General features: G+C 72.8%; 12 protein-coding genes. 11 read left to right on the plus strand and 1 reads right to left on the minus strand.

Features of this window, described 5'->3' with window-relative positions:
* Positions 1–25 precede the first annotated feature (25 nt).
* The 5 genes from WME79_RS27040 (at position 26) to WME79_RS27060 (ending at position 5292) form a co-directional block, all read left to right on the plus strand.
* Positions 26–763 (plus strand): response regulator transcription factor, encoded by a 738-nt coding sequence (locus WME79_RS27040; RefSeq protein ID WP_437520472.1) that lies wholly within the window; start codon positions 26–28, stop codon positions 761–763.
* 25 nt (positions 764–788) lie between these two features.
* Positions 789–2144, plus strand: coding sequence for an ATP-binding protein (locus WME79_RS27045; protein WP_437520474.1), 1356 nt, complete (start codon positions 789–791; stop codon positions 2142–2144).
* A gap of 556 nt (positions 2145–2700) precedes the next feature.
* Complete coding sequence (locus WME79_RS27050) at positions 2701–3570, plus strand: hypothetical protein (RefSeq protein ID WP_437520475.1); 870 nt, start codon at positions 2701–2703, stop codon at positions 3568–3570.
* Positions 3571–3778: 208 nt separating this feature from the next.
* Entirely contained in the window at positions 3779–4867 is a 1089-nt protein-coding gene (locus WME79_RS27055) for a DUF2252 family protein (RefSeq protein WP_437520477.1), read from the plus strand.
* Positions 4868–5010: 143 nt separating this feature from the next.
* Positions 5011–5292, plus strand: coding sequence for a pyrimidine/purine nucleoside phosphorylase (locus tag WME79_RS27060; protein ID WP_272093724.1), 282 nt, complete (start codon positions 5011–5013; stop codon positions 5290–5292).
* A gap of 21 nt (positions 5293–5313) precedes the next feature.
* On the opposite strand, the gene WME79_RS27065 is transcribed toward WME79_RS27060, so the two are convergent.
* Positions 5314–9171, minus strand: a complete 3858-nt coding sequence (locus WME79_RS27065; RefSeq protein ID WP_437520478.1) for a serine/threonine-protein kinase — start codon at positions 9169–9171, stop codon at positions 5314–5316.
* Positions 9172–9907: 736 nt separating this feature from the next.
* On the opposite strand from WME79_RS27065, the gene WME79_RS27070 reads away from it, so the two are divergent.
* From WME79_RS27070 to WME79_RS27095, 6 genes are all read left to right on the plus strand, one after another.
* The gene (locus WME79_RS27070) at positions 9908–10798 is read left to right on the plus strand and encodes a serine/threonine-protein kinase (protein ID WP_437539964.1); all 891 of its coding nucleotides are present in this window, start codon (positions 9908–9910) and stop codon (positions 10796–10798) included.
* Positions 10799–11645: 847 nt separating this feature from the next.
* Complete coding sequence (locus WME79_RS27075) at positions 11646–12797, plus strand: CgeB family protein (protein ID WP_437520480.1); 1152 nt, start codon at positions 11646–11648, stop codon at positions 12795–12797.
* Between the two features lie 65 nt (positions 12798–12862).
* Positions 12863–14026 carry a 23S rRNA (adenine(2503)-C(2))-methyltransferase RlmN gene (gene rlmN / locus WME79_RS27080; RefSeq protein WP_437520481.1) on the plus strand — a complete coding sequence of 388 codons (1164 nt, stop codon included), beginning with the start codon at positions 12863–12865 and terminating at the stop codon, positions 14024–14026.
* A gap of 102 nt (positions 14027–14128) precedes the next feature.
* Entirely contained in the window at positions 14129–15529 is a 1401-nt protein-coding gene (locus tag WME79_RS27085; protein ID WP_437520482.1) for an acetyl-CoA carboxylase biotin carboxylase subunit, read from the plus strand.
* Positions 15526–15675 (plus strand): hypothetical protein, encoded by a 150-nt coding sequence (locus tag WME79_RS27090; RefSeq protein WP_437520484.1) that lies wholly within the window; start codon positions 15526–15528, stop codon positions 15673–15675. The genes WME79_RS27085 and WME79_RS27090 overlap by 4 nt, the downstream gene beginning before the upstream one ends.
* Positions 15676–15684: 9 nt before the next feature.
* Positions 15685–17460 carry a phospho-sugar mutase gene (locus WME79_RS27095; protein ID WP_437520485.1) on the plus strand — a complete coding sequence of 592 codons (1776 nt, stop codon included), beginning with the start codon at positions 15685–15687 and terminating at the stop codon, positions 17458–17460.
* The last annotated feature ends 1 nt before the right edge of the window (position 17461 follow it).

The raw sequence follows: 17461 nt of genomic DNA on the forward strand, positions 1-17461 counted from the left end.
GCGACAGGCGCGCTACAGTCGCGACATGACGGATCCGCCCCAGATCCTGGTCATCGACGACGACGCCGAGCTCTGCGAGCTCCTGGCCGAGCTGCTCGGTCAGGAGGGTTACGCCGTGGAGAGCGCGCGCGACGCGATCTCCGGCCTCGCGCGCGCGCAGGAGGAGAGGGAGAAGCCGTTCACGCTCGTGGTGCTCGACGTGATGCTGCCAGGGCTCAACGGGTTCGAGGTCCTCACGCGGCTGCGGCAGAGCTCGCGCGTCCCTGTCCTGATGCTCACCGCGCGGGGCGAGGACGTCGACCGCATCGTCGGCCTCGAGATGGGCGCCGACGACTACCTGCCGAAGCCGTTCAACCCGCGCGAGCTGGTCGCCCGCGTGCGCGCGCTCCACCGGCGCGCCTCTCACGCTGGCCACGCGGGAGCGGCGGCCGGTCCTTCCGCCGCGGAGGCGCAGGGCGCGCTGACGGTCGACGATCTCGAGGTGCTCCCCGCCGCGCGGCGCGTCCGTGTCCGCGGCGAGGAGGTCCGGCTCACGACGGCCGAATTCGACCTGCTCGAGGTCCTGGCGCGACAGGCGGGGACGGTGGTCTCGCGCGAGGATCTCGCGCGGCGCGTCCTCGGACGAAGGCTCGCGGCGTACGACCGCGGCATCGACATGCATGTCTCGAACCTCCGCCGCAAGCTCGGGCCTGGGCCGGACGGCGGCGAGCGCATCAAGACGGTCCGCAACGCGGGCTACATCCTCGCGAGGGAGCGCACGTGAAGCGCTTCCTCCCCGGAGGGCGGCCGTGAAGAGCCTCTTCCTGCGCCTCCTCGTCTCGCTGTGGCTCGCCATGGCGCTGCTCGCCGGCCTGCTCGCGGTGATCCACGGCTGGGCGTTCTCCGCCGAGCCGAGCGGGCTGCGCCGCCGCCTGAACACGCGCAGCATCGAGCTCCGGGCGGAGAGCGCGCTCGCCTGCGCGCGGGACGGGCTCCCCGGCTGCGAGCAGCGCCTCGCGCCGCTCGATCCGCGGGATCAGCGCGTCGCGGTGTACCGGGCCGGCGCGCTCGTGATGGGCGAGTCCATCGAGGGCGCGCCGCTCGTCGAGGAGAGGGCGAAGCGCTCGGGCGACGGCATCGCCATCGAGGTCGGCGAGGAGCGTGAGCTCGTCGCGGTCGTCCTGCGCCGCGACCCTGCCCTCGCCGCGATCGCGGCCGGTCCGGTCCGGTCGCCGTGGATGTTCTTCATCGTGCCGGAGACGTTGCCCCAGCGGCTCCTCGCGATCGTCGCCGTCACCGGGCTCGTCGCGGTGCTCCTCGCGCGGTACCTGTCCCGACCGATCCGCATCCTGCGCGGCGCCACGCAGCGGATGGCCGCGGGTGATCTCTCGGTGCGCGTCTCGCAGAAGCTCGCGGGCGCGGACGGCGAGACGCTGGCGCTCGGGCGCGACATGGACCGGATGGCCGAGCGCATCGACGAGCTCCTGGAGACGCAGCGCCGGCTCCTGCGCGACGTCTCGCACGAGCTCCGGTCGCCGCTGGCGCGGCTCAACATCGCGCTCGAGCTCGTCCGCCGGCGCTCGCCGCCGGACGTGGAGCCTGCGTTCGACCGGATCGAGCGGGAGACGGAGCGGCTCAACGGGATGATCGGCGAGCTGCTCACGCTGAGCCGCCTGGAGTCGGGCCGCGGCATGGAGCGCACCGAGCGGGTCGATCTCACGGCGCTCCTGGAGCAGCTTGTCGAGGACGCCGCGTTCGAGGCCGAGCAGCGGGGTTGTTCGGTCGAGCTCGGGGCGCGCGACGCGTGCTCGCTGGACGGGAACGAGGAGCTGCTCCGGCGCGCCATCGAGAACGTCGTGCGCAACGCGGTGCGCTTCACCGAGCCGGGGACCGCCGTCCGCATCGATCTCGAGTGCTCCGGCGGGACGGCCGAGGTGCGCGTCCGCGATCGCGGCCCGGGCGTCCCGGAGGGCGCGCTCGGGGACATCTGGAAGCCGTTCTACCGGGTCGACGACCACAGGGCGCGCGGCGCGGGCGGCACGGGGATCGGGCTGGCCATCACGCAGCGGGCGGTGCGGATCCACGGCGGCGAGGTCGAGGCGAGGAACGCGGACGGCGGCGGGCTCGAGGTCGCGCTGCGGCTGCCGGTCGGCGCGGGGGGCTGAGCGGAGGGCCGGCGGGCTGGATCGACCGGCCCCCCACCGAGGCCGTATTTTTCGATCCCAGGTCGATCGGCCCCCCTCCCGAGCCGGTCCCGCCACGTCGCGACCTCTTCGCGACGCCTTTCGAAGTCACCCACCTCGGTCCCGCACCGACCACGCCGCCCCTCGAAGCGGCCCCGCGACGTCGCGACCTCTCCGCGCCGCCTTTCGAGGCCACCCACCTCGGTCCCGCACCGATCCGCCCCCCTCCCGAGCCGGTCCCGCGACGTCGCGACCTCTCCGCGCCGCCTTCCGAGGCCGCCCACCTCGGTCCCGCACCGACCCGCCCGCCTTCCAAGGCGATCTCCCGCACGAGACGCCCCCTTCAGGCCCACTCCCCCTACCGTCCCCCATTCCGGACGCTTCAAACCGCACACAAGAGCCCAGCTCCCGCGCGAACACCGCACGAAACCAGCGCAGCACCGCCCTTGACGGACGACACAGCAGGACTTCCCTTGCCTGTTCGTCAGCAATGCGCCCTCAGGCATTGCCCTTATCACCCCATCAGGAGGTGTCTCTCATGCTGAAGCATCTGAATATCGACGAGATGGTCGCGCTCCTCTCCCCGTGGGTCGAGGACCGGGAGCAACGCCGGCTGTTCCTGGCGATCCTCGAGATCGCGGCGCTCCACCCGCGGGTCGTGGAGGCCCACGAGGCGGTGCTCGCGGTCCAGCCGAGCAACCGCGGAGGCCGCGTGTCGTCGAAGCTGCGCGCCATCGTCGACGAGACCAGCGAGGTCGACAGGCGCCACGACCACCTCGCGCGGGCGGTATCCTACGGTATCGACGCGCACCGCGAGCTCTGCCTCGCCGGAGAGCCCTCGGACGCCGCCCGCGCCGCGCAGTGCGATGACGTCCAGAAGCAGCTCTTCCCGGGCGGCCTGTCCATCGTCAACGCCTCGACGCTCGCCGAGGCGGGCAACACAACGCGCATCGCCCGCCTCCTCGAGGACGAGCCAGCCGTCAGCACATTTCTCAGGTCCGTCCCCGCCCACGGCAAGGCGTCGCTGCTCGATGTCGTGAAGCGCTGGCTCGCCAAGGGCCGGGAGCTCCAGACGCTCGAGCGCGCCCGCGCGGAGATCGAGGCCACCGAGACCACCACCCCCGCCAGCAAGACCACGATCCAGGCCGCGCGCAGCCAGTGGTTCAAGATCGTGGCGCTGGTGCTCTCCAACCTCGATCTCTCCCGCGCTCCGGCGCGCGATATCGAGATCATCCGTGGGCCCTTGCTCCGGGCCTCGAGCCGCGCAGGAAGGCGCTACGCGAACAGCAAGCCGGAGCAGGCGCCGGAGGAGGACGACGCGGGCATCCCCGCCACCGAGCCGAGCGGAGCCCCGCCCGGGGCGTCGGATGAAGGCAAGCGCGGCGACGCGAGCGCGCTGCCCGGATAACCCTGCAGCTGCCCGGCGCGACGACGGCCGCGCCGGGCAGCGCCGCCGCCGACATACCATCACGAGAGGGTCGTCCCGTCCCCTGAAACGCTGGCGCTCGCCGCCCCCAGGTCCCCCTGGAATCATGCGAAGATCTGACAGGGAGGCCGTTCCACCTCTCTCGTGAACACCAGATCTCGCTCGAGGCGCGCGCCCCGCGAGGAGACCGATGCAACCCATCCAGGAGGGCGACCTCCGCCCCGTCAAGACACTCACCAAGTCGTTCTTCCGGGCGGTGAACCCGCACCTCGATTCCGACGAGTTCGAGGAGAAGTGGCGGGCAGCCATGAAGTCGCCCCTCCGCTTCATGCGGAGCTTTCCTCAGGCGTGGCACGTCGATCTCCTCGACGTCCCGCGGAGCAAGGTGCCCGGCGGCCGCTGCCTCTGCTTCGGCGACGCGCACCCCGAGAACTTCGGCTTCGTCACGTTCGAGGAAGGTCCGCGCTACGTCTTCAACGATCTCGACGACGCGGGCCCAGGCCTCGCCGCGCTGGACGCGCTCCGGTACTTCACGACGCTCCGGCTCCTCCTCGACGCCGCCAAGGTCACCGAAGGCCTCGTGGAGCTCTACGAGGACATGGTTCAGGGGAACGAGCCGCCGCGCGAGCTTTCCGCGGCGATGATCCCCGACATCGCGGCCAGCGACGCGCACGAGCTCGCGAGATGGACGGACGGCGAGGAGTTCCGGTTCGACGAGCCCGGACTCAAGCTCTCTCGCGTGCACGCGGGCACCGGCCAGCAGCTCGTCGAGGCCCTCGGCGGGCTCGCGTCGAACGCCCATCTCCAGATGATCGAGGTCGCCCGCCGGGCGCGGGAGGGCGGCGGCTCGGGCGGCCTCGACCGTTATTACGTCCTCGCGCGCGACGAGCGGCGCGAGGGGCTGCGCCTGCTCGAGCTCAAGGAGACCACCCACGCCGCCACGAGCTGGAGCAACTTCCTGCACGAGGAAGAGGGGCGCCTCGATCGCGCCAAGGCGTCGATATGGCGGGGGCTCACGGCCCCCTACCACGTCGAGGTGCAGGTGGGCCGGACCGTCTACCTGCTTCGGGACCGCCTCGGCAGGGCCTCGTTCGACCTCGAACATCTCGGCAAGCGCGACCTCCGGGCGGTGCTCGAGGCGCAGGTGAGCATCCTCGCCCGGCAGCACGCCGCGTCGTTCGCGGACCTCGACCTGCGCGCCCTCGACGACTGGCTCAAGGCGAGCCTCGATGTCACCGCCGAGCGCTGGTCGAAGGCCCATGACGACGCGCGCGGCTGACCGCCGCGGCTCCGCTCGCCGGGCAAGGAAGCACGGAAGTACGGAAGCAGACGGAAGCAGACGCCGAGCACACCTGTCGCGCTCTCCGGCTAGCACGCCCGTCCGGGCTGGTCTCTCGCGGCGGGACGCGGTAGGAGGGCGCCATGCTCAAGCACAACAGCTACTTCAACGGCAACGTCCAGAGCGTCGGCTTCGAGCGCCACGGGCGCCGGCAGACGGTGGGTGTCATCGACACCGGCGAGTTCCACTTCTCGACCGAGGCGCCGGAGCGGATGACGGTCGTCGCCGGCGAGCTCGCGATCCGCATCGACGGCTCCACGGAGTGGCGCGCCTATCCGGCAGGGACGTCGTTCGAGGTGGCAGGCAAGAGCGGCTTCGACGTCAGGGCCACCCAGCCCACCGGCTACTTCTGCGAGTTCCTCTGAGCGCGCCGGCGGCCTAGGCCCCTAGGCCTCCAGCCAGCGCCGCTCCAGCTCGAGGGTGGCCACGTTGTCCGGCACATTGCCGAGGAACCTCCCGCGCCACACCGGATCGCCGATCTTCCGCGCCCGCTCGATCAGGCGCTCCCGCGCCGAGGCGATCGCCATCAGCGCCTCCCGCCCGTGGCCGCACGCCGAGAGCGCCTCGGCGTGCGAGAGGCGCACCAGCGACTCGCCCACCTCGGCCCCCATCGACTCCAGCAGGCAGAGCGCCTCGGTCGTCGCCGCGAGCGCGTCCACCGCCTGCCCCGCGTCGAGCAGCGCCCGCCCGAGCACCGCGTACGCGAAGGCCCGCAAGGGCGGCGCGCCGTACAGGATCGCGACCGCGGCGCGCGCCTCGCGCTCGGCGCCCTCGAGATCGCCCGCCTGGAGCATGATCCTCGCCAGGCACGCCCGCCCGGCGCCCTCCCCGCGCGCGTCGCCGAGGCGCTGGGACGTCGCGATCGCCTCCTCCGCCGTCTGCTGCGCCTCCTCGACGAGGCCCCGCTGCGCGAGCACCGGACCGAGGTTGAGGAGCGCGCCGAGCCGGGCGTCCGACAGCCCCATCCGCTCCGCGTCCGCGAGCGACGCGCGCAGCGCCGCCTCGGCGCCCTCGAAATCGCCGAGCTCCGCGTAGCAGGAGCCCAGGTTGTTCCTCGCCCAGCAGGCGTTGCGGCGATCGCCCGCGTGCTCGAACGCCGCGAGCGCCGCCTCGAAGCCCGCGAGGCACGCGCCGGGATCGCCGACCGCCATCGCCCGGTACGCGCGCGCCTCGTGGAGCCGCGCCAGCACCTCGACCTCCTGCTCGGTCTCCTCGGCGTCCTGCTCGATCCCGTCGAGCAGCTCGTCCGCGAGCTGGTACCGCCCTCCGAACACGAGCCGCCCTGCGCCCGCGCACAGGCACACGCTGCGCGCGGGGCGCGCCGACCGCCGCGCCTCGGTGCCCTGCGCCAGGCGCAGCAGGCCCTCGACCTGGTCGTGGTTGCCGCGCTTCGAGGCGGCGAGGATCACCTGCGTGAGCGCCGAGAACCACGGCGCCGACCCGGGCGCGAGCCGCTCCAGGGCCTCGGTCCCCCGCCGCTCCGCCAGCGCGAACTCGCCGCGCCAGAGGTGCGCCTCCGCCTGGCAGAGCCGCAGCGCCCCGGCTGTCGCCTTCGAGGCGCCGCGCGCGATGCCGCGCTCGACGCGCTCGATCGCCGCGCCCAGGTCGCTCCCCAGCAGCGCCTGCTCGGCCGCGCGCAGGGTCGCCGCCGCGGCCCGCGCCGGCTCGCCGCCACGCTCGAAGTGCTCGGCCAGGGCCATCGGATCCGCCACGCCCGTCCGCTCGAGCCACTCGCCGGCGAGCCGGTGGCCGAGGCGGCGATCGTGATCGGTCAGCATCCCGTACGCCGCCTCGCGCACGAGCGCGTGCCTAAACCGGTACTCGGCCGCCTCCGGCGCGCCTTCCACAGAACGCCGGACGATGAGCTCCCGCACCTCGAGCTCGGCGAGCAGCGGCTCGACCTCCGCCCGGCCGACCAGCGCGGCCACCCCGCTCCGCGAGAAGGTCTCGCCGAAGATCGCCCCGGCCCGCAGCGCCCGCCGCGCGCCCACGTCGAGCGCGTCGAGCTCCGCCTGCACCATCGCCAGCACCGTCTCCGGCAGGTCCACGCCCTTGCCCGCCGCGGCCGCGCGGATCTGCTCCTCGAGGTAGAAGGCGTTGCCGTCCGCGCGCTCGACCAGCGTCGCCACGAGCGCCGGGCTCTCGCCCTCGCCGAGCACCTGGCGCACGAGCCGCTCGCTCGACCGGCGCGAGATCCCCGCGAGGCGGAGCTTGTGCCCGCGCCGCTCGTCCCACAGCTTCGGGAAGAGCTCGTGCACCTCGGGCCGGCCGAGCGCCATGACCATGAACGGCCGGTCCTTCAGGTTCCGGAGCGCGGCGTCGACCATCGTGACCGTGGGCAGGTCGCCCCAGTGCAGGTCCTCGAGCACGAGGAGGACCGGCTGCACCGCGCACTCGGCGCGCAGGAAATCCTCCCAGGCGAGGCGCAGCTGATCACCCATGAGCATCGGGTTGCGCCGCGCCGCCCGGAGCTGCACGTCGTCGTCCGGGAACGGCGCGCCGACGAGCTCCCCGAGGAACGTCGCGACCCGCGCGGCGTCGAGCGCCGCGTGCCGCTCGACCCGCGCCCGCACCTTGCGCCGGCGCTCCTCGACGGGATCGGCGTCCGTGAGGCCGATCGCCCGCCGGAGCGCGTGCGCGAGCAGGCCGAAGGCCGATCCGGCGCTCATCGGATCCACCTGGCCGAGCCACACCTCGACCGGCTCGCCGTCCTCCCGGATCGCGCGGACGAGCTCGTGGCGGAGCCGCGACTTGCCGATGCCCGCCGGCCCCGTGACGAGCACGACGCTCGGGGTCGACTCCTCGATGCAGCGGGCGAGCTCGTCCCGGATGAGCGCGAGCTCCCGCTCGCGCCCGACGCACGACGTCGCCTTGCCGAGCACATAGGGCGGCGCCTCCGGCTCCTCGCGCGCGCCGTGGAGCCAGGAGCCGCCCCCGTCGGACGTGATCTCGAACCGCGTGCCGAGCAGCCCGGCCGTCACGTCGTCGATGCGGATCGCCGGCGCGCGGGACGAGGCGCGGCCCTCGGGGAGCAGCTGGACAACGCGGTCGATGAGATCGCCGATCGGCATGCGCGAGGCGATCTCCGCCCTGCCCGTGACGACCGCGACCGGCGCGCCGCCAAGGAGCGCCTGGACGGCAAGCGCGCAGCGGGCGGCCCGGGCCGCGAGGTCGGTCGTCGCGCCGGCGCCGGACAGCACGACGAGCGGCAGCCGCGCGTCGACGAGCTCGAGCTGGCCCTTGTAGCGCGCCGCCGTGGTCGAGAGCGCCTGCGCCCGCGCCTGCTCGTCGGCCTCGGGGAGGGACGGATCGGCGGCGGAGAGGCCGTCGCGCGCGAGGACGAGGCACATCACCTTGCGCTCGCCGGTCGTGAGCTCCGGCGGGCGGACGGACATCGCAGGCGGGCGGACGGAGATCGCCGCAGGATCCATGAGCCCGGCGAGCTCGATCGCGACCGCGTTGCCGTCGCTCGGCCGCCCCTCGGGCGATTTGGACAGCATCCGCAGGACCAGCTCGTCGAGCGCCTCGGGCACGTCGTCGCGGAGCCACCGGAGCGACGGCGGCTCCTCGATCAGCACCTTGACGAGCACGGCGAGCCCGCGCGCGCCGCGGAACGGGGCGCGCCCCGAGATGCATTTGTAGAGCACGCAGCCGAGCGCAAAGACGTCGGCGCGCGCGTCGACATGCGCCTCGCCGCGGGCCTGCTCCGGCGCCATGTAGCCGGGGGTGCCGAGGATGGCGCCGGGCATGGTGAGCTGCTGATCGATGCCGGACATCCGGACGACGCCGAAATCGATGAGCGTGATGCGGTCGATGGTGCCGCCGACGAGGAGCAGGTTGCTCGGCTTGAGATCGCGGTGGACGACGCCGAGCCGGTGCACGGAGCCGAGGGTGGTCGCGACGCGCCGGGCGAGCTTGAGGCTCTCCTCCAGGGTGAACGCCTGCCGGGCAAGGCGCTGGGAGAGGGTCTCGCCGGTGAGCCACTCCATGGCGAGGTAGGGGTGGCCGTGCTCCGTGCGGCCGTGCGAGATGTACCGCACTACCCCGGGCACCCGCAGCGTGGCGAGCGCCTGCGCCTCGCGCGCGAGGCGGTTCGAGTCCTGGGAGGCGGCGTTCTGGAGGACCTTGAGGGCGATGGTCTCGCCGGTCTTGAGATCGCGCGAGCGGAAGACGTGGCCCATGCCGCCGGCGCCCGCGAGCTCCATGATCTCGAACCGGCCGTCGATGACGTCTCCCGCTCGCATTGCCTGCCGTCGCTCCGGATCGTCCGCCTGTGTGGGAGCTACGCGAAGTTCACCTGAATGGCCAGCGGTTCGGGGTCACGGGCGTGTCACCGGAAGCGGGCGCCGCGAGGCGCCGCCGCCGTCATGTAATGACCACCGATTGCCGCGCTCAGGTGCGCATCGTCACCAGAGAGCGCGGCCAGGGGCAACTCTGCAGCGTCGAAGCGCCCGGCGGTCTCCGGTCCGGCGCCACGAGGACAGTCCGGTGCTCCACCGCCATCCACCGGAGCGCGCTCCGGCGAGGCACCCGCTCCGGCCCTCCGGCGGCGCGCGACGATAGCAATGCGGCACACCGGCGCGGCCGTGGCGGCCCAGCCGCTGAGACCGGCGGGGCCGTGGTGGCCAAGTCGCTGGCCGCTCCCGCCGCCGCGACGCGCCTCGGCCGGCGGCCCGCGCTCCCGGCTGCCCGGACCGCCTGCGCCCCGTTGTCCCGCGGGCGCGCGTGGCGTGGACCGCGTCCAAACTTCCCGTGCCCCGCGGCTTTTTCGTCCAGGCGACCTCGGGTGCGACGGGCGGCCGATGTGAGGTGGCGCGGCCCGGAAAACAAGGCGTGGGGGCCGTTCGTCGTGTGACGCTGCGCGCGGCGCTTCCTCTGTCGCGTCTGCGTGATAAATGAGCTTGTCTGGGGAGAGGGGGGAGGCGACCGGAACGCGCTGGACCCCCTTTTGTCAAGCGAAGGAGGCCGCTCTTGTCAATCGTGCCCGGAACCGTTCTGCTCCAGCGCTACCGCGTGGTACGTCATCTCCGCCGCGAAGGCCTCGGTGAGGTGTTCAGCGCCGAGGACGCGAGCGCCGGCCGGCGCGTCGCGGTCAAGGTGCTCGGTGAGCCCCCGGTGCGCCAGGAACCGGGAGGCGTGCTCAACACGCCAGAGCGCATGCCCCAGCAGGAGGCCGAGGCGCGCTTCCGGCGCGAGGCGGTGGCGTGCGAGCGGCTGCGGGGCCCACACACACTGCCCTCGCTCGACGGCGGCAAGGACCCGGCGCACGGTCCTCTCCTCGTGTTCGAGCTGCGCGAGGGGGAGCTCCTCAACGAGCGCATCTCCCGACAGGGGCCACTCCCGTTCAGCACCGTTCACCCGCTGGGCGAGCAGCTCTGGTCGGCGATCGCCGAGCTGCACGAGATTGGCATCATCCACCGCGACATCAGCTCCACGAACGTGCTCCTCGACCAGGGCCCTGACGGCGAGCGGCTGACGCTCCTGGATCTCGGCTCGTGCAAGCTCCCTCCCGGGCTCTCCGACGCGGAGCTGACGTTGCCGAGCCGGTGTCTCGGCGATTTCAGGTTCGCGCCACCCGAGCAGCTCACGAAGGGGAAGACGGTGGATCACCGGGCCGACCTCTACGCGGCCATGACGGTGATCTTTCACGCGCTTACCGGCGAGCTCCCCTACGCCGCGCGCAATCTGATGATGCTCGCCGATCTCAAGACGAGGACGCCGCCGCGCCGCCTGGGCAGCCTGATGCCTCCGCCGGTCGACCGGGGGATCGAGGTGTTCGTGAACAGGGGGCTGGCGCACAGCCCGGACCGCCGCTTCGCGAACATCGCCGAAGTGATCCAGGGCTGGCAGGCGCTGAGCCCCGCCACCTGAACGTCTCGACGGCTCTCGCGCGGCCCCACCGCCGCTGAAGGCTGGACACCCGGCCTGCCGATTCCACCGCAGCATCCCCGCATCGACAGGAAGGCACCCAGACAGCGCCGCGCGCTTCCTGCCTTCCTGCTCCCCTGCCCGATTTCTCCGCAAGGCCAGGCGCCCGTGTACGGCCGAGGCCGCCAGCTCGTTGGCGAGCTCAGCTGGACGGGGGAATCCCCTGCCGAAAGCCGCGCCCGCTCACCGCGGCGTACGCGTCCGACAGCGCGCGCCGGCCTGGGCGGCGCTTCGCCAGCGCTGCCCCGGCGTTCTGGAGCAGGGCTCCCCCGTCGACGCTCCGTTCGACCAGCGGCCGTCACCGACCATTGCGACAACGTCCCTCTTTTTCTCACCATCATCGCTTCCGAACAGCGTTTACCGCACAGGCCGGCTCCTCTGCGATGCGAGGACGGTTGCCGTCGGGTGCTTTGCCCGAACGAGCCGCGTTATCCCGGAGCAAGCGGTGATTCTGCGCGCTTCGTCGTCACGGGAAAAGGGCGGGCCTTACCGCCTGGCGTCTGACGAGGAATACGCACCTTCGTTCAAGAAACTGCATCTCACAGCATTGCAGAGGGTGAGCACGCATGTTAATCCCGGATGCGCTCGTCGCCGCGCCCTCTCGCGCGGCGCCAGGGCAACTGGATCGGCGTGCCGCTCGTTTTGTGCACGTTGCGCGTGTTGCGCATGTCGCGCGTGCGTCCGCGAGGCGTCTTTCGCCTCTCCGGGTCCGCCGCGGTGTACCTCGGGACCAGCTCATTTCGGGCCGGCACGCCGTCTGGGATCTCTCAACCCTTGCCGCCACCACGCTATGACGACAACTACCTACCGCTATGTCTTCCTGGGGCTCTCCATCACGTCTTCGTGGGGCAACGGCCACGCCACGACGTACAGAGCGCTCCTCCGGGCGCTCGCGTCGCGCGGCCACCGGGTGCTCTTTCTGGAGCGGAACCTCCCCATCTACGATCAGCACCGCGACCTGTCCAACCCGCCTTACGGCACGACCGAGCAGTACTCGAGCATTACCGAGCTCCGCGATAGATTCTCACGCGCCGTGCGCGAAGCCGATCTCGTGATCGTCGGCTCGTTCGTGCCGGAAGGGGCAACGGTCGGGGCGTGGATCACGGAAGAGGCCCGCGGAAAGGCCGCGTTCTACGATCTGGACACGCCCGTCACGCTGGGCCGGCTGGCGCACGGGGACCACGCGTACCTGACGCCGGCGCTGATCCCACGGTATGATCTCTATCTGTCGGCGACGGGGGGCCCGACGCTGGAGCGGCTGGAGCGCAGCCACGGCGCGGTGCGCGCGCGGGCGCTCTACTGTTCGGCGGACACGGACGTCTACCATCCCCAGCCGGCGCCGATGCGCTGGGATCTCGGCTACCTCGGGACCTACAGCGACGACCGGCAGGCGGCCGTCGAGCGGCTCCTCCTCGAGCCGGCGCGGCGCATGCGCCGCGGGCGCTTCTCGGTGGCGGGCGCGCAGTACCCGGCGTCGCTCGCGTGGCCGGAGAACGTCTCCCGGACGGAGCACCTCCCGCCGGACGAGCACCGCATCTTCTACAACTCTCAGCGCTTCACGCTGAACCTGACCCGCCGTGCGATGGTGGAGTCCGGGTGGTCGCCGAGCGCGCGCCTGTTCGAGGCGGCCGCCTGCGGGACCCCTGTCCTGAGCGACACCTGGCCGGGGATCGAGACGTTCTTCCAGCCTGGCGAGGAGATCCTGCTCGTGCGCTCGCCGGAGGACGTGCTCCGGAAGCTCAGGGAGATGAAGGAGGACAAGCGCCTGACGGTGGGCCAGCGGGCGAGGCAACGCGTCTTCGCCGAGCACACCGCAATGCACCGGGCCGAGTCGTTCGAGCGCTACACCCGCGAGGTCCTCGAGGCCGCCAGCCGGACGCGCGCGCGCCGCGAGCGCGACGGGCAGGTCACGGCGGCGCACGTCGAGAGCCAGAGCGGCTGACGCTTTGGCCTGGCCGCCCGCCTGCTCCCCTTGCCGCTGGGGGCGGCGCGCAGTAGGCCAGGCAGGTGCGCTCCACGCCGCTTCACCCCGTCGCCCGGCTGCCTGAAGACTGGTCGGCCTCGCTGGCTGCCCGCGGAGAGCGGTCGTTCACGGCGAAGCAGGTATTCCACTGGATCCATCGCCGCGGCGTCCTCGATCCGGCCGCGATGACGAACCTCCCGGCGCGGCTGCGCGAGCACCTCGCCGCGGAGGGGCTGGGCGAGGTGCTGACGCCCGAGCGGGTTCATCGCTCCGAGGACGGCACGCGCAAGCTGCTCCTGCGCCTCCGCGACGGCGCGACCATCGAGACGGTCCTGCTCCCGTCGGTGTCGGGCCCCGGCTCGCAGGCGCAGCTCGACGCCGACGCGGCGGCCGCCGACGACGAGGACGACGACGCGGCCGCGGAGGCGGACGCCGCGCCGCGCGTCCGCGTCACCCAGTGCATCTCGACGCAGGTCGGCTGCGCCATGGGGTGCAGCTTCTGCGCGAGCGGCGTGGCGGGGCTCAAGCGCCACCTCGGGGCCGAGGAGATCGCGGGCCAGGTGCTCCTCGGGCGGGCGATGCTCGAGGAGGGCGAGGAGCTCCGCAACGTCGTGTACATGGGCATGGGCGAGCCGCTCCACAACTACGAAGCGACCGCTCGCTCGCTGCGCCTGCTCACGCACCCGGAAGGGATCAACCTCTCGACGCGGCGGGTCACGGTGTCCACGTCGGGCCTCGTGCCCGAGATCGCGCGGCTCGGCGCGGATTTTGGCGGGCAGATCGCGCTGGCGATCTCGCTGCACGCAGCGGACGACGAGACCCGCTCGGCGCTGATGCCCATCAACCGCAAGCACCCGCTCGACGAGCTGCTCGCGGCGCTGCGCGCTTACCCGCTGCCGCGGCGCCGGCGCATCACCATCGAATACACGCTCGTCGCCGGGCAGAACGACGATCCCGCCGAGGCGCGGCGGCTGGCGAAGCTCCTTCGCGGGCTCCCGGTGAAGATCAACCTCATCCCGATGAACCCGATCGAGGCCTCCTCGCTGGGTCCTCCGGCCCACGAGCGCGTGGCGGCGTTCCAGGAGGTGCTCACTCAGGCGGGATACTCCTGCTTCGTTCGTCGCCGGCGCGGCGATGACGTCTCGGCGGCCTGCGGGCAGCTCGTGCTGCTCGGGGCCAAGCCGAAGGTGCGGCGGGCGCTCGGCTGACGATCGCACGATCACGCGCGCCGCCCCCCGGAAGCGCGCGAGCGAGCGCTGCCTGCCGCGGGCGTCTTGACGCGCCGCCGCGCGGGGGCGTAGCTGTCGGCCGTGTTGAAGAAGATTCTCGTCGCCAACCGTGGAGAGATCGCCTGCCGCGTCCTCCGGACCTGCAAACGGCTCGGGATCGCGACGGTCGCCGTGTATTCCGACGCGGACGCGAGCGCGCCGCACGTCGCGATGGCCGACGAGGCGGTGCGCATCGGGCCGCCGCCGGTCCGGGACAGCTACCTGGTCATCCATGCGATCGTCGAGGCGGCCCGCGCGACGGGCGCCGACGGCGTCCACCCCGGGTACGGGCTGCTCAGCGAGAACCAGGCCTTCGCCGAGGCCGTCATCGAGGCCGGCGTCACGTTCATCGGCCCGCCACCCGCGGTGCTCCACGCCTTCGGCGACAAGATCCTCGCGCGGGATCACGCACGCGCGGCCGACGTCTTCCCACCGCCGGGCACGGGCGGTCCGGTCGACCCCGCCGACGTCGAGGCCGCCCAGCGCGCCGCCGAGAGCATCGGCTTCCCGCTGCTCGTCAAGGCCGCGGGCGGCGGCGGCGGCATCGGCATGCAGATCGTCACCGATCCGGGCAAGCTGTCGCGCGCCCTCACCGCGTGCTCCGATCGCGGACGCGCGGCGTTCGCGGACCCGCGCGTGTACATGGAGCGATACATCGAGCGCCCGCGCCACATCGAGGTGCAGGTGCTCTGCGACGGAAAGGGCGGCGCCGTGGCGCTCGGCGAGCGCGAGTGCAGCGCGCAGCGCCGGCACCAGAAGATCGTCGAGGAGACCCCGTCGCCGGCCGCGTTCTTCCAGGGAGCGGCGGGCGAGGCCCGCCGGAAGGAGCTCCACGACAGCGCCCTCCGGGTCGTGACGGCCGCCGGCTACGTCGGCGCCGGTACTGTCGAGTTCGTCGCAGCGGAGACCGGCGAGCTCTTCTTTCTGGAGGTCAACGCGCGGCTCCAGGTCGAGCACTGCGTCACGGAGATGTGCACCGGGCTCGACCTGGTCGAGCACCAGATCCGCATCGCGTCGGGCGAGCCGCTCGCGCCGGAGGTCCTGGGCCACACCTACCGCGGCCACGCCATCGAGGCGCGCCTCTACGCGGAGGATCCGGCGAAGAAGTTCGCCCCCCAGCCCGGCCGCATCACGGCGCTCCGCTGGCCGGCCGCGAGCGACGACCTGCGGATCGAGACAGGCATCGCCGAGGGGCTCGAGGTGACGCCGTTCTACGACCCGCTGCTCGCCAAGGTCGTCGCCCACGGCCCGACCCGTGACGAGGCGATCGCTCGCCTCGACCGGGCGCTCGCCGAGACGACGATCGAGCTCACCGGTCCGGCAGGGCCCGCCGCGACCAACCTCGCGTTCCTCCGCCAGATCCTGGGCGCCGGCGATTTCCGCGGCGGGCAGTACGACACGCGCTTCGCCGAGGCGCTCGCCGCCGGCAAGAAGGCGGGATGACGCTCGGCCGAGCGGACCGAGCTGGCCGGGAGCCGCCGGCTACGTCGGCGCCGGGCCGGGTGGGCCAGCGCGCGGCGGTCGCCGCCCGCGCTGCCGCCGCGCTGAATCGCGCGCTCGTGGTGCAAACCACGGCCGGCATGAACTAAATACCAGGCGTGAGCCACGACTTCGTCCTCGAGCCCGCCGAACGCTGGCTTGCCCACGATCCCGATCCGGAGACCCAGAGCGAGCTGCGCCGGCTCATCGACGCGGCCAGAGCCGGCGAGGACGGCGTCCGCGCCGAGCTCGCCGAGCGCTTCGCCGGCCCGCTGGAGTTCGGCACCGCGGGCATCCGCGGCGTCCTCGGGGCGGGCGAGAGCCGGATGAACCGCGCCGTCATCCTCCGCACGACCGCGGGGCTCGCCCGTCACCTCCTCGAAGCGCTCGGCGACAAGGCGCGGAGCGCCGGCGTCGTCATCGGCTACGACGGTCGCCGGATGAGCCGCGAGTTCGCGGAGGACACCGCCTGCGCCCTCGCCGCCGCGGGCATCCCGAGCCACCTCTCGCCCGCCCCCTGCCCCACGCCGATCGCCGCGTTCGCGGTCGGCCACCTCGGCGCGGCCGCGGGCGTGATGGTGACGGCGAGCCACAACCCGCCCGAGTACAACGGCTTCAAGGTGTACTGGGACAACGCTGCGCAGATCATCCCACCCCACGACACCGGCATCGCGACAGCGATCGACGCTTCGCCACCGGCGGATCAGGTCCCCCGCATGCCCCTCGACGAGGCGAGGAGGCTCGGCCTCGTGCGCGACTTCCCCGAGGCGCTGGAGCGGAGCTACCTCGGCGCCATCCGCGGCCTCGCGGTGCGGAGCGACGGGGATCGCGACCTCTGCATCGTCTACACGCCGCTTCACGGCGTCGGCAACCGCCTGGTCCGCCAGACGCTCGGCGAGGCCGGCTTCACCCGGGTGGCGAGCGTGCCCGAGCAGGCCGAGCCAGACGGCGCCTTCCCCACGGTGGCGTTCCCGAACCCCGAGGAGAAGGGCGCCATGGACCTGGCGTTCGCCCTCGCGAAGCGGGAGGGCGCCGACCTCGTCCTCGCCAACGATCCCGACGTCGACCGGCTCGCCGTGGCGGTGAGGCGCCCTGACGGCGAGTACGTGCAGCTCACGGGCAACCAGGTCGGCGTGCTCCTTGGCCATTACCTGCTCACCGAGGGGCGGGCGCAGGGCGCGGACGAGCGCCGCCTCGTGCTGGCCTCCTGCGTCTCGACCCCGATGCTCGGCGTGATCGCCGCGGCGCTCGGGGTTCATTACGAGGAGACGCTGACCGGGTTCAAGTGGATCGCCAACCGGGCGATGGACATCGAGCGCTCGACCGGCGCCCGCTTCGTGTTCGGCTTCGAGGAGGCGCTCGGCTACACCGTCGGCCCGGTCGTGCGCGACAAGGACGGCATCAGCGCCGCGGCGCTGGTCGCCGAGCTCGCGGCGGTGCGCAAGGCCGAGGGCAGGACCCTGCTCGACGAGCTCCAGGCGATCACCCGCAAGTACGGCCTCTACATGAGCGGGCAGCGCTCGTACACCCTGCGCGGCGTCGACGGCCTCGAGAAGATCGCCGCTATCATGGCCACGCTGAGGAAGAGCCCGCCGGCCGCGATCGGCGGCGTCCCCGTGGCGGCATGGCGCGATTTCGAGGCGCGCACGCGCACCACGAGCGACGGCCTGGTCGAGCCGCTCGTGCTGCCTCCGAGCAACGTGCTCGTGTACGAGCTCGACGGCGGGAGCCGGCTCATCGCCCGCCCGAGCGGCACGGAGCCGAAGATCAAATTCTACTTCGACGTGCGCGAGGAGGTCGCCGCGGACGAGCCGCTGGGCGACGCCGAGGCCCGCGCGACGGCGCGGCTCGACGCCCTGGCCCGGGCGTTCTCGGGCCTCGCCGGGATCGGCTGAG

The sequence above is a fragment of the Sorangium sp. So ce726 genome, assembly GCF_051521405.1.
Classification (GTDB): Bacteria; Myxococcota_A; Polyangia; order Polyangiales; family Polyangiaceae; genus Sorangium.

Coding starts and splice junctions, on each gene's coding strand:
- WME79_RS27040 (WP_437520472.1), top strand. CDS start 26: ATGACGGATCCGCCCCAGATCCTGGTCATCGACGACGACGCCGAGCTC.
- WME79_RS27050 (WP_437520475.1), top strand. CDS start 2,701: ATGCTGAAGCATCTGAATATCGACGAGATGGTCGCGCTCCTCTCCCCG.
- WME79_RS27055 (WP_437520477.1), top strand. CDS start 3,779: ATGCAACCCATCCAGGAGGGCGACCTCCGCCCCGTCAAGACACTCACC.
- WME79_RS27060 (WP_272093724.1), top strand. CDS start 5,011: ATGCTCAAGCACAACAGCTACTTCAACGGCAACGTCCAGAGCGTCGGC.
- WME79_RS27065 (WP_437520478.1), bottom strand. CDS start 9,171: ATGCGAGCGGGAGACGTCATCGACGGCCGGTTCGAGATCATGGAGCTC.
- WME79_RS27075 (WP_437520480.1), top strand. CDS start 11,646: ATGACGACAACTACCTACCGCTATGTCTTCCTGGGGCTCTCCATCACG.
- WME79_RS27090 (WP_437520484.1), top strand. CDS start 15,526: ATGACGCTCGGCCGAGCGGACCGAGCTGGCCGGGAGCCGCCGGCTACG.